Annotated in this window: 22 protein-coding genes; all 22 read right to left on the bottom strand. The window is 73.4% G+C overall.

Features of this window, described 5'->3' with window-relative positions; translation table 11 throughout:
- Positions 1-90: 90 nt before the first annotated feature.
- Positions 91-453, bottom strand: coding sequence for an RNA polymerase-binding protein RbpA (locus tag ACIPN7_RS12160; protein ID WP_397396271.1), 363 nt, complete (start codon positions 451-453; stop codon positions 91-93).
- A gap of 54 nt (positions 454-507) precedes the next feature.
- Positions 508-750 carry a preprotein translocase subunit SecG gene (secG, locus tag ACIPN7_RS12165; RefSeq protein ID WP_020014806.1) on the bottom strand — a complete coding sequence of 81 codons (243 nt, stop codon included), beginning with the start codon at positions 748-750 and terminating at the stop codon, positions 508-510.
- Between the two features lie 254 nt (positions 751-1,004).
- Positions 1,005-1,775 (bottom strand): triose-phosphate isomerase, encoded by a 771-nt coding sequence (gene tpiA / locus ACIPN7_RS12170; protein WP_400541990.1) that lies wholly within the window; start codon positions 1,773-1,775, stop codon positions 1,005-1,007.
- 56 nt (positions 1,776-1,831) lie between these two features.
- Complete coding sequence (locus ACIPN7_RS12175; RefSeq protein WP_400541850.1) at positions 1,832-3,031, bottom strand: phosphoglycerate kinase; 1,200 nt, start codon at positions 3,029-3,031, stop codon at positions 1,832-1,834.
- A 126-nt stretch (positions 3,032-3,157) separates the two neighbouring features.
- Positions 3,158-4,162, bottom strand: coding sequence for a type I glyceraldehyde-3-phosphate dehydrogenase (gap, locus tag ACIPN7_RS12180; RefSeq protein ID WP_377236638.1), 1,005 nt, complete (start codon positions 4,160-4,162; stop codon positions 3,158-3,160).
- Positions 4,163-4,418: 256 nt separating this feature from the next.
- Positions 4,419-5,399: a DNA-binding protein WhiA gene (gene whiA, locus ACIPN7_RS12185; RefSeq protein WP_377228504.1), complete on the bottom strand. Its 981-nt coding sequence runs from the start codon at positions 5,397-5,399 to the stop codon at positions 4,419-4,421.
- A gap of 112 nt (positions 5,400-5,511) precedes the next feature.
- On the bottom strand, positions 5,512-6,399 hold the full coding sequence (locus ACIPN7_RS12190; RefSeq protein WP_400541855.1) for a DUF1684 domain-containing protein: 888 nt from the start codon (positions 6,397-6,399) through the stop codon (positions 5,512-5,514).
- 188 nt (positions 6,400-6,587) lie between these two features.
- Positions 6,588-7,730: an LLM class flavin-dependent oxidoreductase gene (locus ACIPN7_RS12195; protein WP_400541858.1), complete on the bottom strand. Its 1,143-nt coding sequence runs from the start codon at positions 7,728-7,730 to the stop codon at positions 6,588-6,590.
- Positions 7,730-8,851, bottom strand: coding sequence for an LLM class flavin-dependent oxidoreductase (locus ACIPN7_RS12200; protein WP_400541861.1), 1,122 nt, complete (start codon positions 8,849-8,851; stop codon positions 7,730-7,732). Before ACIPN7_RS12200 ends, ACIPN7_RS12195 begins: the two co-directional genes overlap by 1 nt.
- Positions 8,852-8,884: 33 nt before the next feature.
- Positions 8,885-10,129, bottom strand: a complete 1,245-nt coding sequence (locus ACIPN7_RS12205) for an LLM class flavin-dependent oxidoreductase (protein ID WP_400541864.1) — start codon at positions 10,127-10,129, stop codon at positions 8,885-8,887.
- A 5-nt stretch (positions 10,130-10,134) separates the two neighbouring features.
- Positions 10,135-11,148, bottom strand: coding sequence for an ABC transporter substrate-binding protein (locus ACIPN7_RS12210; RefSeq protein WP_400541867.1), 1,014 nt, complete (start codon positions 11,146-11,148; stop codon positions 10,135-10,137).
- Positions 11,149-11,201: 53 nt separating this feature from the next.
- Complete coding sequence (locus tag ACIPN7_RS12215; protein ID WP_400541870.1) at positions 11,202-11,966, bottom strand: amino acid ABC transporter ATP-binding protein; 765 nt, start codon at positions 11,964-11,966, stop codon at positions 11,202-11,204.
- A complete protein-coding gene (locus ACIPN7_RS12220) occupies positions 11,963-13,063 on the bottom strand; it encodes an amino acid ABC transporter permease (RefSeq protein WP_400541873.1) in 1,101 nt (366 codons plus the stop codon). Before ACIPN7_RS12220 ends, ACIPN7_RS12215 begins: the two co-directional genes overlap by 4 nt.
- Positions 13,045-13,680: a GNAT family N-acetyltransferase gene (locus tag ACIPN7_RS12225; RefSeq protein WP_400541876.1), complete on the bottom strand. Its 636-nt coding sequence runs from the start codon at positions 13,678-13,680 to the stop codon at positions 13,045-13,047. The genes ACIPN7_RS12220 and ACIPN7_RS12225 overlap by 19 nt, the downstream gene beginning before the upstream one ends.
- Complete coding sequence (locus ACIPN7_RS12230) at positions 13,677-14,546, bottom strand: DUF1684 domain-containing protein (RefSeq protein ID WP_400541879.1); 870 nt, start codon at positions 14,544-14,546, stop codon at positions 13,677-13,679. The genes ACIPN7_RS12225 and ACIPN7_RS12230 overlap by 4 nt, the downstream gene beginning before the upstream one ends.
- Positions 14,543-16,249 (bottom strand): dipeptide ABC transporter ATP-binding protein, encoded by a 1,707-nt coding sequence (locus ACIPN7_RS12235; protein WP_400541882.1) that lies wholly within the window; start codon positions 16,247-16,249, stop codon positions 14,543-14,545. The genes ACIPN7_RS12230 and ACIPN7_RS12235 overlap by 4 nt, the downstream gene beginning before the upstream one ends.
- Complete coding sequence (locus tag ACIPN7_RS12240; RefSeq protein WP_400541885.1) at positions 16,246-17,046, bottom strand: ABC transporter permease; 801 nt, start codon at positions 17,044-17,046, stop codon at positions 16,246-16,248. Before ACIPN7_RS12240 ends, ACIPN7_RS12235 begins: the two co-directional genes overlap by 4 nt.
- A complete protein-coding gene (locus ACIPN7_RS12245) occupies positions 17,043-18,008 on the bottom strand; it encodes an ABC transporter permease (protein WP_400541888.1) in 966 nt (321 codons plus the stop codon). The genes ACIPN7_RS12240 and ACIPN7_RS12245 overlap by 4 nt, the downstream gene beginning before the upstream one ends.
- A complete protein-coding gene (locus ACIPN7_RS12250; protein ID WP_400541891.1) occupies positions 18,008-19,645 on the bottom strand; it encodes an ABC transporter substrate-binding protein in 1,638 nt (545 codons plus the stop codon). The genes ACIPN7_RS12245 and ACIPN7_RS12250 overlap by 1 nt, the downstream gene beginning before the upstream one ends.
- Positions 19,646-20,149: 504 nt before the next feature.
- The gene (gene yvcK / locus ACIPN7_RS12255; RefSeq protein WP_400541894.1) at positions 20,150-21,160 is read right to left on the bottom strand and encodes a uridine diphosphate-N-acetylglucosamine-binding protein YvcK; all 1,011 of its coding nucleotides are present in this window, start codon (positions 21,158-21,160) and stop codon (positions 20,150-20,152) included.
- Positions 21,157-22,095, bottom strand: a complete 939-nt coding sequence (rapZ, locus tag ACIPN7_RS12260; RefSeq protein WP_397396304.1) for an RNase adapter RapZ — start codon at positions 22,093-22,095, stop codon at positions 21,157-21,159. The genes yvcK and rapZ overlap by 4 nt, the downstream gene beginning before the upstream one ends.
- Before the next feature lie 27 nt (positions 22,096-22,122).
- Complete coding sequence (gene uvrC, locus ACIPN7_RS12265; protein WP_400541898.1) at positions 22,123-24,123, bottom strand: excinuclease ABC subunit UvrC; 2,001 nt, start codon at positions 24,121-24,123, stop codon at positions 22,123-22,125.
- Positions 24,124-24,136: the final 13 nt, after the last annotated feature.

Below are 24,136 nucleotides of genomic sequence, written 5' to 3' on the forward strand. Positions count from 1 at the left end.
TGGCGAAACAGAACTGGGCGGGGCACCTGATCAGGTGCCCCGCCCAGTTCTGTTTCGCCAGGGTTCTACTTCGCCGGCTTGAAAAAACTCTTAGCCTGCTACGCGGCCACCACGGCGGACCCGCAGTGCCTCCAGCGCCTCCTCCAGGAGGGCCGCGCCGTCCTCGTCGGACCTGCGTTCCTTCACATAGGCGAGGTGCGTCTTGTACGGCTCGTTCCGCACCGGAGCCGGCGGGTTCACCGGGTCCATCCCCGCGGGGAAGCCGCACCGTGGGCAGTCCCACTGCGTGGGCGCCTCGACGTCCTCGCCCACCGAGAAGCTCGGTGCCGTCTCGTGCCCGTTGGCACACCAGTAAGAAACTCGGATACGCGGGGCGGTGTCGCCCCGCTCCGTCTCCCCGAGGGGGCCGGCGCCTACCCGGCTCCCCCGAATCGCATGACCGCCTGATGCCACGTCTGTCGTCCCCTCTGTGTGTGGCCGTCAGCTGCTAGGCGCTTGGCGACCGGGTCAGCTGACCTTCTGGATGAGTCCGAGCAGGACGATCACCACGGCCCACACGAGGGCGAAGGCGATTGTGATGCGATTGAGGTTCCGCTCGGCCACGCCGGACGAACCGGCGCCCATCGAGATACCGCCACCGAACATGTCGGACAGACCGCCACCCTTGCCCTTGTGGAGCAGGATGAGCATGGTGAGAAAGCCACTGGTCAGGACCAGCAGGACTTCCAGGATGATGCGGAGCGCGTCCACGGTTCACGTCCTCGGTTGTAGATGTGCCAGGGCGATCCCCGGCGGCGGATTCGGTCAAGAATAAGCGAGACGTACCTCACATTGCGAACCCCCTGATCAGGCCTGGGAAAGCCCCGGAAAGGGAGTCGCACCTGGAACGTCACGCCCGTGTGAGGGTACCTCAGGCAGGTTGCGGGAAACGTTCGTCCCGCCCTACGTGTCAGACCCACAGGTCACCCGGGTGACCTGTGGGTCTGACACACGGACGGGCCCCGTTACGCGACGACGTGGGACTGGTAGCGGGCGATCTTCGCGAACTCCTCGGGGTCGAGGCTCGCACCGCCCACCAGTGCGCCGTCGACGTCGGGCTGCGCCATGATCTGCGCGACGTTGCCCGACTTCACGGAGCCGCCGTACAGGACGCGGACGCCGTCGGCGACACCCGCGTCGCACAGCTCGCCCAGCACCCGGCGGATCGCACCGCAGACCTCCTGCGCGTCCTCGGGGGTGGCGACCTCGCCGGTGCCGATGGCCCAGACGGGCTCGTAGGCGATGACGACCTTCGCGACCTGCTCGGCCGGCACGTCGGCCAGGGCGGCCTCGACCTGCGCGAGGGTGTAAGAGACCTGGTTGCCGGCCTTGCGGACCTCCAGGCCCTCACCGACGCACAGGATCGGGGTCAGGCCGTGCGCGAACGCGGCACGCACCTTGTCGTTCACGACGTCGTCGGACTCCGCGTGGTACTCGCGGCGCTCCGAGTGGCCGATCACCACGTAGGTGCAGCCCAGCTTCTTCAGCATCGTGCCGGAGATCTCGCCCGTGTAGGCGCCGGACTCGTGCTTGGAGATGTCCTGGGCGCCGTAGACGATCTCCAGCTTGTCGGCGTCGACGAGCGTCTGCACCGAGCGCAGGTCGGTGAACGGCGGGACGACCGCCACCTCGACCGCCGCGTAGTCGTGCTTGGCGTCCTTCAGGGTCCAGGAGAGCTTCTGGACCGTGCTGATCGCCTGCTGGTGATCCAGGTTCATCTTCCAGTTGCCCGCCATCAGCGGCGTGCGGGTGGTAGCCACGTGCTTCTTCTTTCTCTCAGAGGTACGTCAGGTCAGTCGGCGAGGACGGTCAGGCCGGGGAGCTCCTTGCCCTCCAGCAGCTCCAGGCTCGCGCCGCCACCGGTCGAGATGTGGCTGAACCCGGCCTCGTCGAAGCCCAGCACGCGCACCGCGGCCGCGGAGTCGCCGCCGCCCACGATGGAGAACCCGCTGGCGGCCGTCGCGTCGATGATGCCCTGCGCCACGGCCTTGGTGCCGTCCGCGAACGCCTCGAACTCGAACACGCCCATCGGACCGTTCCACGCGATGGTCCTCGCGTCGGCCAGCTTGCCGGCGAACAGCTTGCCCGACTCCGGGCCGATGTCCAGGCCCATGGTGCCGTCCGGGATCGCGTCGGCCGCGACCACCTGGTGCGGCGCGTCCGCGGCGAACGAGTCCGCCGCGACGATGTCCACCGGCAGCACGATCTCGACGCCGTTGGCCTCCGCCGTGGCGAGGTAGCCCTTGACGGTCTCGATCTGGTCGGCCTCCAGCAGGCTGTTGCCCACCGACTGGCCCTTGGCCGCCAGGAACGTGAAGACCATGCCGCCGCCGATGAGCAGGCGGTCCGCCTTGGTCAGCAGGTTCGCGATGACGCCCAGCTTGTCCGACACCTTGGAGCCACCGAGCACCACGGCGTACGGGCGCTCCGGGTCGCCGGTCGCCTTGGACAGCGACTCGACCTCGTTCAGCACCAGGTCACCGGCCGCGGCGGGCAGCACCTGCGCGACGTCGTACACCGAGGCCTGCTTGCGGTGCACCACGCCGAAGCCGTCCGAGACGAACGCGTCCGCGAGCTGCGCGAGCTCACCGGCGAGCTCGGCGCGCTCGGCGTCGACCTTCGAGGTCTCGCGCGCGTCGAACCGCACGTTCTCCAGGAGGGCGACCTGGCCGTCGGCCAGCGCCTCGACCGTGGCCTTCGCCGACTCGCCCACGAGGTCCTGCGCGAGCGCGACGTCCTGGCCCAGCAGCTCGCCCAGGCGGGCGGCGACGGGCGCCAGGGAGTACTGCGGGTCCGGCGTGCCCTTGGGGCGGCCCAGGTGGGCCAGGACGACGACGCGCGCACCGGCGTCGGTCAGCCGCGTCAGCGTCGGCAGGGCGGCACGGATGCGGCCGTCGTCGGTGATCTTCGTGCCGTCGAGCGGCACGTTGAAGTCGGAGCGGACCAGGACGCGCTTGCCGCGCAGGTCGCCGAGGGAGTCGATGGTCTTCATGAGCACTCCAGGTCGGGGACCGGCCGCCAGGAGGCCGGTCAGGGTTTCCGTCACATGACGACGTCCGCGTGCGCCGGCTGGCCGATGCGCACGCGGACGTCGGAGTTCACGCTGGTGAGAAAGCGGTCAGAGCTTCTCGCCGACGAACACGGTGAGCGAGACGAGGCTGTTCGAGTAGCCCCACTCGTTGTCGTACCAGGAGACGACCTTGACCTGGTTGCCGATCACCTTGGTGAGCTTCGAGTCGTAGATGCTCTGGTGCGGGTTGGTCACGATGTCCGAGGACACGATCTCGTCGTCCACGTACTCCAGGATGCCCTTGAGCGGGCCCTCGGCGGCGGCCTTGACCGCGGCGTTGACCTCCTCGACGGTGACGTCGCGGGGCGCCTCGAACGTGAGGTCCGTGGCCGAGCCGGTGATGACCGGCACGCGCAGCGCGTAGCCGTCCAGCTTGCCCTTGAGCTCCGGCAGCACCAGGGCGACGGCCTTGGCGGCACCCGTGGTGGTCGGCACGATGTTCTGCGCGGCGGCGCGGGCGCGGCGGAGGTCGCTGTGCGGGCCGTCCTGCAGGTTCTGGTCACCCGTGTAGGCGTGGATCGTGGTCATGAGGCCACGCTCGATGCCGATCGAGTCGTTCAGGGCCTTCGCCAGCGGGGCGAGGCAGTTCGTGGTGCACGACGCGTTCGAGATGATGTGGTGCGCCGCGGCGTCGTACTGCTCGTGGTTGACACCCATCACGAAGGTCGCGTCCTCGTTCTTGGCCGGGGCCGAGATGATGACCTTCTTGGCGCCGGCGTCGATGTGCGCCTTCGCCTTGGTGGCGTCCGTGAAGAAGCCCGTGGACTCGATGACGATGTCCGCACCCAGCTCGCCCCAGGGGAGGTCGGCGGGGTTGCGCTCGGCGAGCGCACGGATCTTCTTGCCGTCCACGATGATGTTGTCGTCGTCGAAGTCGACCGACTTGCCGAAGCGGCCGAGCGTCGTGTCGTACTTGAGCAGGTGCGCGAGCGTCTTGTTGTCGGTGAGGTCGTTCACGCCCACGACCTCGATGTCCGCACCCGACTCCACGAGAGCCCGGTAGAAGTTCCTGCCGATACGGCCGAAGCCGTTGATGCCGACGCGGATGGTCACAATGCCCTCCTCAGGGGCGCCGGCCGTCCCGGCGCACACGTTTCCTTGGATCTGACGCCACTGCCGTCGATGCCCGACAGTCAGTGCGTTGCCAGGGTGTTTCCGGGCGCCGCAACCCCGCGACGACCCGAAGGGGAAACGCGATGGTCACGGCGTCGTCACCTGACGATTTCGAGCCTATACCCGAACCGTGCCGAACCGTGACCCGAGCCGGACAGCCTGGAACTCCCGGTTCTGTCCTTTCCCACAAAACAGGTCACAGATCGAGCAGGTCCGCCGACAGCCCCGCCTCGGTGTCCGGGATACCCAGCTCCAGGGCGCGCTTGTCCGCCGTCGACAGCAGCCGGCGGATCCGACCCGCCACCGCGTCCTTGGACAGCTGCGGCTCGGCCAGCCGACCCAGCTCCTCCAGCGACGCCTGCTTGTGCGCCAGACGCAGCTCACCGGCCTGCCGCAGGTGCTCCGGCAGCTCGTCACCCAGGATCTCGAACGCCCGCTGCACACGCGCCCCCGCGGCCACCGCCGCCCGGGCGGACCGGCGCAGGTTCGCGTCGTCGAAGTTCGCCAGCCGGTTCGCCGTGCCGCGCACCTCGCGGCGCTCGCGGCGCTCCTCCCAGACCTTGAGCGTCTCGGGCGCGCCGATCCGCTCCAGCATCCGGCCGATGGAGTCGCCGTCGCGGATCACGACGCGGTCGATGCCGCGCACCTCGCGGGACTTGGCCGCCACGCCCAGGCGGCGGGCCGCGCCGACGAGCGCGAGCGCGGCCTCCGGACCGGGGCTGGTCACCTCGAGCGCCATGGACCGGCCGGGCTCGGTGAGCGAGCCGTGCGCCAGGAACGCGCCGCGCCACACGGCCTCGGCCTCCGGGACGCCGGCGGACACGACCTCGGGCGCCAGGCCGCGCACGGGGCGGCCGCGGGCGTCGAGCAGGCCGGTCTGGCGGGCGAGCGACTCGCCCTCGCGCACCACGCGCACCACGAAACGCGAGCTCTTCCGCAGGCCGCCGGCCTGCACCACGATGAGCTCGCTCGTGTGCCCGTAGAGGTCATGGATGGCGTGCCGCAGCCGGGTCGCCGCCGCCTCGGTGTCGAGCTCCGCCTCGATCACGACCCGCCCGGAGATGATGTGGAGCCCGCCCGAGAACCGCAGCGTCGCGGAGACCTCTGCCTTACGGCACGACGTCTTCGCCACCCGCACCCGCGCGAGCTCCTCCTTGACCTGTCCCGTGAGCGCCATGGCGTCATCCTGCCATGGTCATGTGCGCGGTAACCCGGTGGAATCGCGGAAACTCGGGCGAAATGTCCCGGCGTGTCGCCTCATCGGTCGATCCGCTTGCAGCGAATCGACCTCATCGCGGCGCCTTCTCCCCCGCGGTGACGGCGAACGGCAGGTGGTTGCCCGCCAGCGGCGCGGCGCCCGTGCCGAAGTCCGTGAAGGCGTGCGGCAGGTTCACCGCCCGGTTCAGGTCCAGGCGCAGCGTGCCCGACGGCGCCGCGGCCGGCTCGTCCAGCGCCGTCCCGCCGGTCGTCGTGACCTCGAGCGCCCGCCACGGGGCGACACCGTCGGCCTCGTCGCTGAACACGACGGTGGGCGACGCGAGGGTGCCGGTCAGGGCGAGCGTGGCCGACCGGCCGCCGTGCACGACGTCGACCTCGCCGAGCACCTCGACGTGGTGCACCAGTCCGGGACGGGCCGCCCCGACCGTGACCGGCTCGGGCTCGTCGTACCAGCGCACGGGCACGTCGAGCACCCAGGCGGGGTCGTAGTCGAACGCGGGGACGCCCGCGAAGGCGGCGCGCGTGGCGGCCTGCGGGTCGCGCAGCCGCACGCCGTACCGGCCGGTGCGGACGATCACCTCGACGGCGACCTCGAGCGTGCCGTCCGACCCGGCGGAGGCGGCGCGCCCCTCGGGCAGGAAGGTACCCACGACGCGGCCGCGCCCCTCGCCGACGCCGATCACCGTGGGGCCGTCGGGCTCGACGTCCTCACCCACCAGCACCGCGGCCTCCCCCGGGACGGGCTGCGTGCGCAGCACGCCGTCGGCGACCCACCACTCGCCGGGCAGGCCCGGAAGGCGCGACGGTGTCGCCGTGGGCCACAGCAGCGCCGTCGGGCTCAGCCAGCCGTGCGGCTCGCGCAGCTCACGCTCCCGGTCCGCACGCCAGGCGGCGTGCTCACGAACGGCCTCCTCGGCGACGTTCGTACCGGACGTGGCGGCCTGCAGAGCCTCGGTCATGTCATGTCCTCCCGGTCGGGGTGCCGGCGTACGCCGGCGAGGGCCCCTACCGCACAAGACGAACAGGAGGCCGCACTGGTTGTCCCGCACCGCGGGTGAATCCGCGGCGCGCGATGTCCGACCGACCCGATAGACATCAGATCGGTCGGAGATCCCGAGCACGAAATTACGTCGCTCCTCCAGGAGTGTCAACGAAGCACACCGCGCCCGCCACCGGCCAGTACGTCCGGCGCGGCCGACGCCGTGAAGCCGGCCGCGCGCCGTTCGTCGCGCGGGCCCCACAGGTCGGTGGTCACCTCCGCCCGGACCAGCGGGGCCACCTCGGCGGCGAACCGGCGCAGCACGTCCTCCTGCCGGGCCGGCTCCAGCAGGTGGTTCACGGACACGGACTGCAGCACGTGCCCGAACGAGCCGTGGTAGTCCAGGATCTTCTCGGCCACCCGCTCGGGCGAGCCCACCAGCGCGGGCCCGCGCTCGACGGCGTCCTGCAGCGTGCGGAAGCTGGTCACCTTGCCGACCGCGCCCGGCGCGTGCCTGCGCGCGTCCTGCTGGCGCACCTGGCCCTCGTAGACGGGCCGGTACTGCTCCACGGCCTCCTCGGTGGTGTCCGCCAGGAACAGCCCGCCCGAGCCGGCGCCGACGAACCCGTACGCCGGGTCGTGCCCCGCGGCCGCGTACCGCTCGCGGTACCGGTCGATGAGCACCGCGTAGTTCTCGCGGGGCTGCAGCGCGTTCGCGCTGACGATCGGGTCGCCGTGCTCGGCCGCCAGGTCAACGGCGAGCTGCGACGTCGCCGAGCCGTGCCAGATGCGGAACGGCCCCGCGAACGGCCGCGGCAGCGTGGTCGCGTGCTCCAGCCGATGCCGGTGCCTGCCCTCCCACGTGACGTCCTCGGTGGACAGCAGCAGCCGCAGCAGCTCGTAGTTCTCCCGCAGGTACTCGTACTGCTTGGCGAGGTCCAGGCCGAGCAGCGGGTACTGGAGGTCCTCGTTGCCCTTGCCGATGACGATCTCCAGCCGGCCGCGGCTGAGCTGGTCGACCGTCGAGAGGTCCTCGGCGAGCCGGATCGGGTCGTGCAGGGACAGGACCGTGACGCCCGTGGACAGCAGGATGCGGGAGGTGCGGGCAGCGATGGCGCCGAGCAGCACCGTCGGGGCCGAGGACAGCACCGGTCCCGCGTGCCGCTCCCCCACCGCGAAGGAGTCGAACCCGAGCTCCTCGGCGAGCACCGCGGTGTCCACGATCCGGTTCAGCCGGTCGGCGGGCGGCACCTCCCGGCCCGTCACGGGGTGCGGCGGGTTGAACCCGATGTCCAGGACCTGGAAGCGCATCAGGCAGCCGTGCTCTCGGCGGCCGCGGCCGCCCGGTCGCGCTCGGCCACTCCCTCCTGGACCAGCGGGATGACGTACCGGCCGAAGTCGATCGCGTCGTCCAGCAGGTCGTAGCCGCGGGCCGAGACGACCCGCACACCCAGGTCGTAGTACGCCAGCAGTGCCTCGGCCACCTGCTCGGGCGTGCCGACCAGCGCGTTGGAGTTCCCGGCGCCGCCGGTCGCCTTCGCGGTGGCGGTCCACAGCGCGGTGTCGAACCGCTCGCCCTGTGCGGCGATCTCCAGCAGTCGCCGGGAGCCCGCGTTCTCCGGCTTGTCGATGGGGTGCCGCCGGCTCAGCACGCCGCCCTGGGCGGCCTTGCGCGCCTCGATGCGGTCCAGCACGCGGTGCGCCTTCTCCCAGGCCAGCTCCTCGGTGGGCGCGATGATCGGCCGGAAGGCGGCGTGGATGCGCGGCGGCGTGGCCCGCCCCGCCGCCGCGGCCTCGGCGTGCACCCGGGCGATCTGCTCGGCGGTGCGGTCCAGCGGCTCGCCCCACACCGCGTAGATGTCGGCCTCGGCGGCGCCCACCGGGTAGGCGGCCTCGGACGAGCCGCCGAACGAGATGGTGGGCACGTGGCCCTCGACCGGCTTGATGTCCAGCACGAAGTCGTCGAGGTCGTAGAACTCGCCGTGGTGGTCGAACGGCTCGGCGCTGGTCCACGCCCGCTTCACGATCTGGATGTACTCGCGGGTGCGGGCGTACCGCTGGTCCTTGGTGAGGGTGTCGCCCTCGCGGCCCTGCTCGTGGTCGTTGCCGCCCGAGATGAAGTGCACGGACAGCCGCCCGCCCGAGAGCTGGTCCAGGGTCGCGAACGTCTTTGCCGCGTACGTCGGGTAGGAGACGTTCGGCCGGTGCGCCAGCAGCAGCTCGATGTCCGGCACGTGCGCCGCGACGTGCGCGGCGAGCGCCGCCGGCTCGGGGCCGGAGGAACCGTAGGCGAACAGGATGCGGGTCCAGCCGTTGTCCGCGTGGGCGCGGGCGAGGCGGACCAGGTACCCGGGGTCGAAGGGCTGGGTGGTGCGGGCGGTGGTCTCGGAGGCGTCGCTGGTCGCGGCGATGCCGAGGAACTCGACGGGCATGGGGGTTCTCCTTCGTTCGGTGGGGGTACGGCGTCAGACGCCGCTGGCCACGCGTCCGGTGTCGGGGGCGGCGGCCCGGTCGGCGCTACCCCAGGCGTGGGCCAGCAGCTCGAAGGAGCGGCGCGTCTCGGCGGGGTCGTGGGTGGCGGTGGTCACCAGCAGCTCGTCGGCGCCCGTGACGCGCACGAGCGTCTCCAGGCGTTCGACGACGGTCTCGGGGTCGCCCACGATCCGCGTGTCGACCCGGTCGGCCACGAGGGCGCGCTCGGCGTCGGGCCGGTCGGTCCAGGCGGTGGCGGCGGACGGCGACGGGTAGGCGATGGCGCCGCGCTCGCCGCGGCGGATGGACAGCACCCAGTCGGCGAACGGCTCGGCGAGCACGCGCGCGCGGTCCAGGGTCTGCGCCACGAGCACGTCGGCCGACACCATGACGTACGGCTGCTCCAGCACTCCGGGCCGGAACGCCTCCCGGTAGGCCGCGACGGTGTCCAGCACCGTGGCGGGGCTGACGTGGAAGTTGGCCGCGAGCGGCAGACCGAGCTCGCCCGCCACCCGCGCGCTCTCGCCCCTGCTGGACGCGAGGAGCCAGAGGTCGAACTGCGCCCCCTCGACCGGCGGGCTCGTGTACGCGCCACCGTTCCGGTCCCGGTAGGTGCCGCGTCGCACGTCGAGCACGAGCTCGACCTCCTCGCGGAAGTCGGCGGGCTTGCGCTGCACGCCGATCACCTCCTGCTGGGCGAGGATCCGCTCGCGCAGCGCGGGGTCGTTGAACCCGTTCGGCGGCGCGGGCGGCACGTAGAGGCCGTCCACGAGCCGCGGGACGGCGGGGGCGGGCGGCCGGGGCGGCGGGACGGCGTCGGCCACCTTCCCGCCGTCCGACGGCGCGCCACCGCCCGGGCGCGCCGACGGCGGCACCGTGAACGAACGGCCCAGTCCCAGGTCGACCCGCCCGGGGTGCAGGGCCGCGATGGTGCCGAACTGCTCGGCGGCGATCAGGGGCGACGTCGTGGACAGCAGCACCGCCCCGGAGCCGACGCGGATCCGCGAGGTGCGGGCCGCGACGGCGGCCGCGAGGACCGCTGGCGACGCCGAGGCGACGCCCGGCGCGAGGTGGTGCTCGGCGTACCAGACGCGCCGGTAGCCCAGGGTGTCGAGGTCGGTCGCGAGCGCCACGGACCGCTGGATCGCCTCGACGCCCGTGGAGCCGTCGGCGACGAGGGCGAGGTCCAGCACGGACAGGGGCACCCGGGTGGTGCGGTCGGTGGTCGGTTCGGTCATGCGGCTCACTCCTCGGTCTTGGGCAGGCCGGGCGGGTTGGTCTCGGCGCGGTCCACGGCCTCGACCTCGAGGCCCCAGCGCTCCAGCACCTGCTGGTAGGACCCGTCCTCGATGGCGTGGTTCAGGGCGGCGGTGATCGCCTCGGCGGCGCCTGCGCCCTTCTTGGTGGCGACGGCGATCTGGGCCGTGTCGGGCCAGCCGCCGTTCAGGGTGCCGACCACCTTGAAGTCCTGCGGGGAGACCCCGGCCTGGTAGGCGAGCACGGCGTTGGGCCCGACGTAGGCCTCGACGCGGCCCGACTGGAGGGCGAGCAGCACGTCGGAGAGCTGCTCGTAGTACTCGGGACCCTGGATGGGTTCCAGGCCGTCGGCCTGGTTGAGGCGGTCCCACTCGAGCAGGATCTTCTCCTGGTTGGTCCCGGAGCCGACGCCGACGACCTTGCCCGCGATGTCCTCGCGCTTCTCGATCGTCAGGTCGGAGTCGGCGGCCGTGAGCCAGCCGAGCTCGTCGACGCGGTAGCTGGAGAAGTCGATGGTCTCCTTGCGCTCCTCGGTCACGGTGATGTTGGAGATGACGGCGTCGACGTCGCCCGACTGGAGGGCGAGCGGCCAGTCGGCCCAGGCCTTCACCTCGAGCTGCACGTCCTTGCCGAGGGCGTCGGCGACGAGCTGCGCGATGTCGGTCTCGTGGCCGATCGGCGTCTTGTCGTCGTCGGCGAGGAAGACCAGGGGCGGGGAGCCGCTGGCGCTGACGGCGACGGTGATCTCGTCCTTGCCGGCCCACTCGTCGGGCAGCAGCGCGACAGCCTCGGCGGACTCGGTGGTGCGGACCCGGTCCTGGTCGGGGCTGGTGCTGACCTGCAGGCCGGCCGACTCGGGCGCGTTCCCGGCGAGGCCGGCGGCCTCCTCGGTGTCGGGGCGCTCGGTGCTGGCGGCCGAGCAGGCGGCGGTGAGGGCGAGCAGCGGTACGGCGGCCAGGGCGAGCAGGCGGGTGCGGACGGCTCGTCGGGAGACGGTCACGGTGGTTCCTCTCGGGGAAGCTTTCGGGGCGGGGGTCGGGATCGGGCGCGGGGTCACAGGACCTTCTCCAGGAAGGCCCTGGTCCGGTCGCTGGTGGGGTGGTCGAGCACGTCGGCGGGCGGTCCCTGCTCGACCACGACGCCGTCGTCCATGAAGACGACGGCGTCCGCGATCTCGCGGGCGAAGCCCACCTCGTGGGTGACGACGACGAGCGTGGTGCCGGTGCCGGCGAGCTCCTTGATCACGCCGAGCACCTCGCCGACGAGCTCGGGGTCCAGGGCCGACGTCGGCTCGTCGAAGAGCACGACCGCGGGCCGCAGGGCCAGGGCGCGGGCGATGGCCACCCGCTGCTGCTGGCCGCCGGAGAGCTGCCGGGGCCGGGCGTCGGCCCGGTCGGCGAGCCCGACGCGGGCCAGCAGCTCGCGCGCCTCCGCCTCGGCCTCGGCGCGCGGCCGGCCCTGGGCGTGGATCGGCGCCTCGACGACGTTCTCCAGCACCGTGAGGTGCGGGAACAGGTTGAAGTTCTGGAACACGAACCCGATCCGGGTGCGCCGGCGCAGGATCTCGCGCTCGGTGAGCTCCCGGAGGGTGTTGCCGTGCCGGGCGTACCCGATGAGCTCGCCGTCCAGGGACACGAACCCGCGGTCCACCTTCTCCAGGTGGTTGATGGCGCGCAGCAGGGTCGACTTGCCCGACCCGGACGGGCCGATGATTGCGGCGACCTCGCCCGGCCGGACGGTCAGGTCCACGCCGCGCAGGGCCTCCAGCAGGCCGTACGACTTGTGCACGCCCCGGATCTCCAGCAGCCCGCCGGTCATGCGGCACCTTCCTTCGGTCCGCGCGGCGCGACCCGGCGCCCCACCCGGACGCGCGCCGCGAAGGCGGGCGGGACACCGTCGGGCACGGGGGCGCCGGTCAGGCGCGACCAGCCGACCTGGACCTCCCACCGCACCCGCTGGACGGGCGTGGGCGGCAGGGTGCGCAGGGCGCCCTTGGCGTAGTGCCGCTCCACGTAGTACTGGACGACCGTGATGAGCGTGGTCAGGGCGAGGTACCAGATCGCGGCGACGATGAGCAGCGGCACCACGCGGCCGTTGCGGCCGTAGATGACGCTCACGATGTAGAACAGCTCGCCGTACGCGAGCACGTACACGATCGAGGTGCCCTTGAGCAGGCCGATCACCTCGTTCACCGCGGTGGGCACGATGGACCGCATCGCCTGCGGCAGGATGATCCGCCGCACCTGGCGGTGGCGCGGGATGCCCAGGGACGCCGCGGCCTCGTGCTGGCCCTGGTCGACGCCGAGGATGCCGGCCCGCACGATCTCCGCGCTGTAGGCGGCCTGCGACAGCCCGAGGCCCAGGATCGCGGCCCAGAACTTGTCGATCAGGTCGAGCGTGTCGAAGAACAGGAACTCCGGCCCGAACGGGATGCCGAGGCTCAGCACCGGGTAGAGATAGGCCAGGTTGTACCAGAGCAGGAGCTGCAGCAGCAGCGGCACCGACCGGAACACCCACGTGTAGGCCCACGAGACGGCCTGCAGCAGCGGCGAGCGCGACAGCCGCATCAGGGCCAGCACCGTGCCGAGCGCGAAGCCCACGACCGACGCCGTCACCGTGAGCCGGATCGTGGCCCACGCCCCCTCCAGGATCGACGGCCACGTGAGGTAGCGGGCCACGACGTCCCACTCCCAGCGGTCGTTGGTGACCAGGGAGGAGATCACCATGGCCAGCAGCACGCCGACCACGGCGGTCGCGACCCAGCGGCCCGGGTGCCGGGCCGCGACCACGCGCAGGTCCTCGTCGGCCGGGCCCGCCTGCGCCGGCCCGTCCCCGCCCGGCGGCAGGCCGGGCGGCGGGTACAGGAGGCGGGACTCGCCCTCGGCCAGGTCGGCGGTCATGGTGTGGTCAGCCATTTCTCGAAGGGGAGCGGGCTGAACGGCTGCTCGCCTGCCGGGTCGGCCGGCTCGCCCGCGGCGGCCGCCGTGAGCGGCGTGTAGCCCGTGGCGCGGTAGAGCCCCGCCGCCTCCGGCTGCCGCGGGCCCGTGGTCAGGTAGAGCCGCGGGTAGCCCAGGTCGCGGGCCCGCGCCTCCAGCTCGGCCAGCACGCGCCGGGCCAGGCCGCGGCGCCGGTGGGCGTCGTGGGTCCAGATGCGCTTCAGCTCGGCCGTGGGGACGGCCGGGACGCCGTCCGCGTCCCGGGCGTCGGCGCGCGCCAGGCGCGCGGGCTGCCCCAGCTCGGGCTCCAGCCGACGGCGGAACGCGCCACCCGCGACCGGCTCGCCGCGTTCCAGGAGCAGCACGAGGGCGCCCACGGGCGGGGCGAACTCCTCGGCCGCGTAGTGCGCCATCTCGGCCCGGTGCTGCTCCTCGGTCAGCAGGTCGTGGTAGCGGGCGCGGTACTCGACCGACAGACCCGCCAGCAGCGGTTCGACCAGCGGGTCAGACAGGCGCACGTCGCGGACCTCCAGCCCGCTCGGTGCGTCCGGGGCGGTGGACGACGCCGGGTGCGGCCCAGCGGAGAGGGCGGTCATCGGGGTGCCTTCTCTCCGGCGGTGACCGCGAACGGCAGGTGGTTGCCCGCCAGCGGGGCGGGGCACGTGCCGAAAGGCGTGAACGCGTACGGCAGGTTCACCGCCCGGTTCAGGTCCAGGCGCAGGGTGCCGGGGGCCGGGACGCCGGCGTCGTCCGCCGGCGTCCCTGGCACCAGCACGGGGACCGGGATCCGCAGGACCCGCCACGGCGCGACCTCGTCGGACTCGTCGGTGAACAGCAGGGCCGGCTCGGTGCTGCTGCCCGTCAGCGCCAGCGTCGTCACGGTGCCGGCGTGGGCGACGTCCACCTCGCCGAACACCTCGACGTGGTGCACCAGGCGGGGCTGCGCCGCGCCCACGGTCACCGCGTCGGGCTCGTCGTACCAGCGCACGGGCACGTCCAGCACCCAGGCCGGGTCGTGGTCGAACGCGGGGACGCCGTCGAACCTCGTGCGGGTGGCCGCCTCCGGGTCCCGCGGCCGCACCCCGTACCGGCCGGTGCGCAGCACCACCTCGACCGCCACCTCCCGCTCGGCGCCCGCCGCCCGGCCCTGCGGCAGGAACGTGCCCAGGATCCGGCTGCGGCCCTCGCCCACGACGATCGACGTCGGCCCGTCGGGCTCGACGCGCTCCCCCACCAGCGTGGCCGTGTCGCCGGACGCCGGGCGGGTGAACAGCGTCCGGTCGTCGACCCACCACTCCCCCGGCAGCCCCGGCAGGCGCGACGGCGTGGCCGTGGGCCACAGCAGCGCCGCCGGGCTCAGCCAGCCGTGGGGCGTGCGCAGCTCGCGCTCGCGGGCGGCCCGCCACGCCGCGTGCTCGCGAGCGGCGGCGTCGGCGTCGGGCGGGCTCAGTACCTCGGTCATGTCAGGTCCTTCCGGTCGGGGTGCTGTGCGGCGGTGCGGGCACCGGGGATCGCCGCGATCAGCTCGGCGGTGTACGGGTGGGCGGGGTGGTCGAACACGCGGCCGACGGGTCCGGTCTCCACGAGCCGCCCGCCGCTCAGGACGCCGACGTGATCGGCGACCTGCCGCACCACCCCCAGGTCGTGCGAGATGAACAGGTAGGTCAGGCCCCGCTCCGCGCGCAGCCGCGCCAGCAGCTCCAGCACGCGGGCCTGCACGGAGACGTCGAGCGCGGAGGTGGGCTCGTCCAGCACGAGCAGCTCCGGGTCGAGCGCCAGCGCCCGCGCGATGGCCACCCGCTGGCGCTGCCCGCCCGACAGCTCGGCCGGCCGGCGTCGGGCCAGGTCCGGCGAGAGGTGCACCTGCCGCAGGAGCTGCGCCACCCGCTCCCGCCGCTCGGCGCGGTCCCCGACGCGGTGGGCCCGCAGCGGCTCCTCCACGACGGCGGCGACCGTGAAGCGGGGGTCCAGCGACGAGTACGGGTCCTGGTGCACGAGCTGGGTGCGACGGCGGGTCGCCCGGTCGGCGCCGACGGGCGCGCCGTCCAGCTCGACCGCGCCGCCGTCGGGCCGCTCCAGGCCGAGCACCAGGCGCGCGGTGGTCGACTTGCCCGACCCCGACTCCCCCACCAACGCGAACGCGGAGCCGCGCGGGACGGCGAAGGAGACGTCGTCGACGGCGCGCAGCCGCTCGCGGCGACCGAGGCGGAACTCCTTGACGAGCCCACGGACCTCCAGCAGGGCGGGCCGGGGCTCGGGGTCCGGGCCGGTGGGTGTGGCGGTGGTGGCGACGGCGGCTGCGCTTGGCACATTATTTCTGCCGGGCACCGCCGCGACGAGCTCCCGCGTGTACGGGTGCTCGGGCGCGCCCAGCACCCGGGCGGCGGGCCCCTCCTCGACCACCACGCCGTCCTTGAGCACGACCACGCGGTCGGCCCGGTCGGCGGCGACGGCAAGATCGTGCGTGATGAGCAGCACCGCGGTGCCCGCCCGGCCGGTGAGGTCGGCGAGCAGGTCGAGCACCCGCCGCTGCACCGTCACGTCCAGGGCGGAGGTCGGCTCGTCCGCGATGACCAGCTCCGGCTCGCACGCCATGGCGATGCCGACGAGCACCCGCTGCCGCATGCCGCCGGAGAGCTGGTGCGGGTACTGCCGGGCCCGCTCCCGCGGCCGGTCCAGCCCCACCTCACCGAGGATCTCGACGGCCCGCTCGCGGGCGGCCCGGCGCGGCGTCCCGTGCACCACGAGCGCCTCGGCGACCTGCTCCCCCACCCGGACCACGGGGTCGAGCGCGGTACCCGGGTCCTGCGGCACGAACCCGACGCGCACGCCGCGCACCCGCCGCCACGCGTCGGGGAGCAGGCCGGTCAGCGGCGTGGACCGCGGCCCGGCGCCGAGCGTCACCTCCCCCGCGGTGACCCGGCCGCCGTCGGGCAGCAGGCCGATCAGGGCGTGCGCCGTGGTGGACTTGCCGCTCCCTGACTCCCCGACCAGCGCGACCACCTCGCCCGGCCGCACGTCCAGGTCCACGCCGTGCACCACCTCGGCCTCGCCGTAGGCGACGCGCAGGCCACGTACGCGCAGCGGGCCGCCCGACGGCGCGGCGTCGCCCGCGGCGGTCGCCGGAGTGGGGGTGCCCGTGCCGGGCCGCGTCGTCAGCGTCATCGGTCCGTCCTCGTCTCGCGGGTGAGCGCCCGGCCGAGCACGCCGACGGCGAGCACGAACAGGGCGATGACCAGGCCCGGCAGCGTCGAGTACCACCAGGCGACGGCCAGGTAGTCGCGCCCCTCGGCCACCAGGGAGCCCCACTCGGGCGTGGGCGGCGTGGCGCCGTACCCGAGGAAGCTCAGGGCGGAGACCGCCAGGATCACCGCGCCGAGCTCGACCGCCGCGAGCGCCAGCACGGGGCCGGCCGCGTTGGGCAGCACGTGCCGCAGCAGGACGGCGCCCCGGCCGGCGCCGGCCAGTCGCGCGGCCTCGACGTAGGTGGCGTGCCGCACGCGCAGCACCTGGCTGCGCATGACGCGGGCGAACGTGGCCACGGAGGCGACGCCCACCGCGATCGCTACCTTGACGGTGCCGAAGCCGAGCGCCGTCACGACGGCGAGCGACAGCAGGAGGCCAGGGATGGCGAGCAGCACGTCGGTGGCGCGCATGAGCGCGTCGTCGACCGGGCCGCCGAGGAACCCGGCGAGCAGCCCGACGCCGGACCCGGCCACCAGGGCGACGCCGATCGCGAGCAGCGCCGCCCGCACGGACAGGCTGGTGCCGTGCACGGTGCGGGAGAACAGGTCGCGGCCGAGGTGGTCGGTGCCGAACCAGTGGGCGGCGCCGGGCGCCTGGAGCTTGTCGGCGGGGACGCCGGTGATCGGGTCCTGGCCCGTGAACAGGCCGGGGACGAGCGCCCAGGCCAGGACGAGGGCCACGATCGCGAGCGCCAGCAGGGCGTGGGGCCGGGTCATCGCGCACCTCCCCCGGTGCGGCCGTGGGCGCCGGCGAGCGCCCGCGGGTCGAGCAGGGGGTGGACGAGGTCGACCAGGAGGCTGGTCAGGACGAACACCGCGGCGGCGACGACCACGAGCCCCTGGACCACGGGGATGTCCTGGGTGGTCACGGCGGTCTCGACGAGCCGGCCGAAGCCCTGGCGGGAGAAGACCGTCTCGACCACGACCGTGCCGCCGAGGAGGTTGCCCACGAGCACGCCGAGCACGGTGACGGTCGGCAGGGACCCGTTGCGCACGACGTGCGCGCCGAGCACCCGGGCCCGCCCGGAACCCTTGGCGAACGCGGTCTCGACGTAGGGCGCGCGCCGGGCCTCGCGCAGGCCCTGGGAGAGCACCTGCGCGACGACGGCGGCGAGCCCGGTCGCGAGCGTGACCGCGGGCAGCACCAGGGAGGCGAACCCCTCGTTGCCGACCGCCGGGAAGACGAACCAGGTGAACGAGAACAGGTGGAGCAGCACGAGGCCGACCCAGAACCCGGGCACCGCGACGCCGAGCGGCGGCAGGGCGAGCAGCAGGTCACGCAGCCACGCGGCCCGGGTCCAGGACGCGAGCAGGGCGATCCCCACCCCGGCGACCAGGGCGAGCGCGAGCGCGAGGCCGGCGAGCTTGGCCGTCTCGGGGAACGCGTCCGCGATGAGGCCGGTCACGGGGGCGCCGCTGCTGATGGACGTGCCGAGGTCGCCCGTCAGCGTGCGGCCGAGCAGCGTCACGTACTGCTGGAGCGGGCCCTGGTCGAACCCGTAGCGCTCGCGCAGCTCGGCGACCCGCGCCGGGTCCACGCGCTCACCCCCGGCGCCCTGGTCGAGCATGATCGCGACCGGGTCGCTGGGCAGCAGGTACAGGATCAGGTAGGAGACGGTGAACGCCGCCCACAGGACCGCGACGGCGCCGGCGAGGCGGCGCAGCACGTAGGCGGGCATCACTCCTGCTCGATCCAGGCGTCGTGGAACAGCAGCCGGGACGAGGCGTCGAAGGTGACGCCGTGCACGTCGCCGCGCACCCCGATCGACTGGGACAGCTCGAACAGCGGCACGGCGAGGCCCTCGTCGAGGATCGCCTCCTGCGCCTCGGCGGCGATCGCGTCGCGGGCGGCCGGGTCGGCCTCGCCGAGCTGCTCGTCGAGGAGCGGGTCCACGACGTCGTCGGGCTCGCGCAGGCTGAGGTTGCGCTGCGCCGTGGAGAACTGGGTGCGCAGGATGTCGGCGTCGGCCCGGGTGACGTTGTAGTAGTAGAAGTCGTAGTCGCCGGAGTCCTGGGCGACGGTCTGCTCGGGGGCCGTGAGCTGGCGGAGCGTGAGGTCCACGCCGACGGCGCGCAGCTGCTGGGCCACCAGCTCCAGCACCGGCCCGCTGCCGGTGAACACCGGGGTGTAGGTCACCTCGATCTCCAGCGGCGCACCGTCCTTGACGCGGATGCCGTCCGGGCCGAGGGCCCACCCGGCGTCGTCAAGGATGCGGCCTGCCTCCTCGGGGTCGAAGGCGAGCCGGTCGGACAGGTCGGCGTAGCCGGGCGTGGTGGACGCGAGGATGCCCGTGGCCGGCTCGAACGCGTCGGACAGCACCGTGTCGACCAGCTCCTGGCGGTCGATCGCCAGCAGGAGGGCGCGCCGCACCTCGACGTCGTCCAGGGGCGCGCGGGTCAGGTTGGGCTGCAGCACGAACGGCACACCCGGGTTGGCGCGGGTCAGCACCGCGCCGCCCGAGCCCTCGACCTGCGGCACGTCCTGCGGCAGCACGTCGCCCACGGCGTCGAACTGGTCGGACGCGAGCCCGCCGGCCCGCACCCCGGACTCCGGGACCACCGAGAACTCGATGCGCTCCAGGTAGGCGTCGCCGTCGTGCTCGGCCGACGCGGGGGCCCAGTCGTAGCCCTCGCGGCGCGTGACGACGGCGCCCTGGTCCTGGGTGTAGCTCTCCAGGACGAACGGCCCCGAGCCGACGACGTCGCCCTGGAGCCGCTCGGCCGGGTCCACCTCCGCCGTCTCCGCGGCCAGGATCGCGAGTGACACCGTCGAGGTGGCCTGCAGGAACTGCGCGTTGGGCGCGTCGAAGACGACGGTCGCGGTGTGCTCGTCGGGCACCTCGGTCTGCTCGTAGCCCGCGAGGTAGCTCGCCGCGAGCGGTGCGCTCGCCCCGAGGTCGCCCGCGACGGCGTCGAAGCTGGCCCGGACGTCGGCGGAGTCCAGCGCGCTGCCGTCGGAGAACGTCACGCCGTCGCGCAGGTGGAACGTGAAGCGGGTCAGGTCGTCGCTGACGTCCCAGCTCTCCGCGAGCCACGGCTGGATCTCACCGGTCTCGGGGTCCTGGTCGGTGAGCGAGTCGGCGAGCTGCCGCGCCACGTAGATGCTGACGTTCGAGCCGACCTGCTGCGGGTCCACGCCCTGCGGCGCGGCCCCGAGCGCGAACCGGAGCGTGCCGCCCGGCGTCGGCTCGGCGGGGGCGCTGCCCGCGGCGGTGTCGGGTCCGGCGCAGCCCGTCAGGGCGAGCGCGGCGGCCAGGGCCGTGGCGACGGCGGCGACTGCCGTGGGCGGTGTGCGGCGGGGGTGGTTCGGGACCATGGGGGTTCCTCTCGGGGCACGGCGAGGCGGACCTGCGCGAGGGTGCACGAAGGTCCGTCACCGGAGGTGACGCGGGGGGCGAGGTGTGGGGGCGGAGGCGCGGGACGTCGGCCCGGGCGGGTACGACGAGGAACGGGTACGACGGGGCAGGGCCGCGACGGGGCCGTTCAGCGGGGGCGCCGCGAGGCGCTACCCGGGGTGTTGCGCGGTGCTACCGGGAGTGTTGCGCGGTGCTACCGGGGGCCGTCAGCGGCCGGCGGACAACACTCCTGGGCACGACACATGGGGCGGGCGTGCGCGGACCGCACCGTGCCGTACATCGCTCGTGCCATGTCGGTCTCCCTCCGGTTCGAATTCCCTATCAGACTGATAGGGATTCGGTATGCGGGGAAGTTACGGCCGCCCACGGGGCATGTCAACGGTGTCCACGAAGGGTCTCGCATCGCGGACGGGGCCGGCTCGCCGTTCTGCCCACCGACGTCCGGCCCCGCATCGAACCGCAGGTCAGACGTCGCCGTAGACGCCCTCGAACACGTCCCGGTACGCGGCGGCCAGGCGCAGCCCGTCGTGCCGGGCGGTGTCGTCGCCGCGGCGCACCTGCCGCATGATCACGCGCGCGCCCATCGACGCGGCTGCGGCCTCCAGGGCCGCGACGTCCTCGACGGCGGACGGGTCGGCGAGCACCGCGTCGATCCGCAGGCCGGGCGCGTGCTTGTGCAGGGCCTCCAGGTGGTCGACGGCGGTCAGGCCGGCCGTCTCGCCGTTCTCCGCGGACAGGTTGAGCGTGACGCACCGGCGCGCCTTGGTGACGTGCAGGGCGTCCGCGAGGGCGGGCACCAGCAGGTGGACCAGCACGGAGGAGTACCAGGACCCGGGGCCGAGGACCACCCAGTCGGCGTCGAGCACCGCCTGGACGGCCTCCGGGGACGCCGGCGGGTCCGCGGGCAGCAGCCGCAGCTGCTCGATCCGACCCTCCGTCACGGCGACCCGGCTCTGCCCGATCACGGTCTCCAGGGGCGCCTCCGGCTCGCCGCGCGCCGCGGTGTGCCGCACGTCGGCCTCGACCACGAGCGGCACCGACGCCATCGGCAGCACGCGCCCGCGGGCGCCGAGCAGGCGGCCCACCCAGTCCAGCCCCTCGACCGGGTCCCCGAGCAGCTCCCACAGCGCCACGATGAGCAGGTTGCCCATGGCGTGGTTGTCCAGCTCGCCCGACGACGAGAACCGGTGCTGCAGCATGGCGCTCCAGGTCCGGCCCCACTCCGAGTCGTCGCACAGGGCCGCGAGCGCCATCCGCAGGTCGCCGGGAGGCAGCACGTCGAGCTCCTCGCGGAGCCGGCCGGACGAGCCGCCGTCGTCGGCCACCGTCACGACGGCCGTGAGGCGGTCGGACATGAGGCGCAGCGCGGACAGGCTGGCGGACAGGCCGTGGCCGCCGCCGAGGGCGACGACCGACGGGTTCTTGCTCCACTCCGGGGCGGGGACGTCGGGCACCCCCGGCGCGTGCGGGATCATTCGCGGCCCAGATCGCGCGCCGAGACGGAGACGAGCTGCCCGCGGGCGCGCAGCCGCTCGGCGATGGCGTCGGACATGGCGACGGACCGGTGCTTTCCGCCCGTGCATCCCACGGCGATGGTCACGTAACGCTTCTCCTCGTTGAGATAGCCGGCGAGCACCGGTGCCAGCGCCTCGACGTACCGGTCCGCGAACTCGACGGCGCCCGGGCGGGCGAGCACGTAGTCGCGTACCGGCTGGTCACGCCCGGTCAGGTGCCGCAGCTCGGTGATCCAGTACGGGTTGGCCAGGAACCGTACGTCCACCACGTGGTCCGCGTCCAGAGGGATGCCGTACTTGAACCCGAACGAGATCACGTTGATGCGCAGCTGCTCGGTCGCGTCGTGCGCGAGCCAGGCCCGGATCTCCCGCGCGAGGTCGTGCACGGACAGGTCGGAGGTGTCGATCCGCAGGTCGGCGCGCTCGGCCAGGGTCGCCACGACGGAGCGCTCCTCGGCGATGCCGTCGAGGATCCGGCCGTCGCCCTGCAGCGGGTGCGGGCGGCGCACCTGCTCGAAGCGGCGCACCAGCACCTCGTCGCTCGCGTCCAGGAACAGGATGCGGTAGGCCACCTTGGCCTCCGTCATGTGCACGAGCACCTTGTCCAGCTCCGAGAAGAACTGGCGGCCGCGCACGTCCACGACGACGGCTACGCGCTCGATGCTGGACCCCTTGGCCATGAGGTCGACCAGGGGTACGAGCATCATGGGCGGCAGGTTGTCGACCACGTACCAGTCGAGGTCCTCCAGCACGGCGGCGGCCCGGGACCGGCCGGCGCCGGACATCCCGGTGATCACCAGGACCTGCGGGTCGCTGCGCTCGGGGGTGTGCGTGGCGGCCTCGACCGCGGCGATTCCCTCGGGGGCCGTGGTGGGGGACGGCTCGGTGTTGCTCATGGCACCTAGCATGCCAGCGTCAGGCCTTCAACGCGGCAATGTCTGCAGGGCCACGACCACAGCCTTCGCCGTCGTGGCGCCCATGCCCCGCACGCTGGCGATCTCCTCGACGCTCGCCGCCTTGAGGCGCTTGAGCGACCCGAAGTGGGTGAGCAGCACCTTCTTGCGGGCCGGCCCGAGCCCCGGGACGTCGTCGAGCACGGAGGCGGTCATGCCCTTGCTGCGCCGGCGGCGGTGCTGCGTGATCGCGAACCGGTGCGCCTCGTCGCGGACGCGCTGCAGCAGGTACAGGCCCTCGCTGGAGCGCTGCAGGATGACCGGGTACTCCTCGCCGGGCAGCCACACCTCCTCCAGTCGCTTGGCCAGCCCGCACAGCGCGACGTCGGTGATGCCGAGCTCGTCCATCGCCTTCTTGGCGGCGGCGACCTGGGGCGGCCCGCCGTCGACCACCACGAGGCTCGGCGGGTAGGCGAACCGGGTCTTCTCCTCCGGGGCGTCGGCGGCGACCTCGCCGCCGGGCAGCGCCCCGGGCAGGGCGCCGGCGGGGTCGTCGCCCTCGGGGTCCTCGCCCGCGGAGATCTCGACGTCGTTGGCCTTGAGCCGGTCGGTCAGGTACCGCTTGAAGCGGCGCGTGATGACCTCGTGCATGGCCTGCGTGTCGTCGCGGGCGCCGTCGCCGTCCGACCCGCGGATGCTGAACGAGCGGTACTCGCTCTTGCGGGGCAGACCGTCCTCGAACACCACCATGGACGCGGACTGGTAGGTGCCCTGGGTGTGCGAGATGTCGTAGCACTCGATGCGCAGGGGTGCCGACTCCAGGTCGAGCGCCTCCTGGATCTCGCGCAGCGCCTGGCTGCGGGTCGTGAGGTCGCCCGCGCGGCGGGTGCGGTGCAGCATCAGTGCGTGCTCGGCGTTCTTGCGGACGGTCTCCGCGAGCTCCTTCTTGTCGCCGCGCTGCGGCACGCGCACGTCCACGCGGGAGCCACGCAGGCCCGTGAGCCAGGCACCCACCTGGTCCAGGTCGGGGGGCAGCACCGGCACGAGCACCTCGCGGGGCACGGCGTCGCGGGCCTCGGGGCCGCTCAGCTCCTGGTCGGAGCCGTACACCTGCTGCAGCAGGTGCTCCACGAGCTCGCCGTCGCTGATGTCCTCGACCTTCTCGACCACCCAGCCGCGCTGGCCGCGGATACGGCCGCCGCGCACGTGGAAGACCTGGACTGCGGCCTCCAGCTCGTCGCCCACCAGCGCGAACACGTCGGCGTCCGTGGCGTCGCCCAGCACCACCGCGTTCTTCTCGGTGGCGCGGCGCAGCGCCTCGATGTCGTCGCGCAGGCGGGCGGCCTGCTCGTACTCCATCTCGGCGGCCGCCTCCTGCATGCGCTTGGTCAGCCGGCGCTCGAACTTGGCGGTGTCGCCCGCCATGAAGTCGCAGAAGTCCAGGACCAGCGCGCGGTGGTCGTCCACGCTGATGCGGCCCACGCACGGCGCCGAGCACTTGTCGATGTACCCGAGCAGGCACGGGCGGCCGGACTGGCCCGCGCGCTTGTAGACGCCGGCCGAGCAGGTGCGGATCGGGAACACCCGCAGCAGCAGGTCGAGGGTCTCCCGGATGGCCCAGGCGTGCCCGTACGGCCCGAAGTACCGGGTGCCCTTGCGCTTGGCCCCGCGCATGACCTGGGCGCGCGGCACCTCCTCGCCCAGGGTCACCGCGAGGTACGGGTACGACTTGTCGTCGCGGTACTTCACGTTGAACCGCGGGTCGTACTGCTGGATCCAGGTGAACTCCAGGGCGAGCGCCTCGACCTCGGTGCCCACCACCGTCCACTCGACCGACGCCGCGGTGGTCACCATCCGCTGCGTGCGCTCGTGCAGGTGCGCCACGTCCTGGAAGTAGTTCGCCAGGCGCTGGCGCAGGTTCTTCGCCTTGCCCACGTAGATGACCCGGCCGTGCTCGTCGCGGAACCGGTAGACACCGGGCGACGTCGGGATCTCTCCCGCCTTGGGTCGATAGGTTGCTGGATCCGCCATGGCACCAACCTAA

The sequence above is a fragment of the Promicromonospora sp. NPDC090134 genome (assembly GCF_044746965.1).
GTDB lineage: Bacteria > Actinomycetota > Actinomycetes > Actinomycetales > Cellulomonadaceae > Promicromonospora.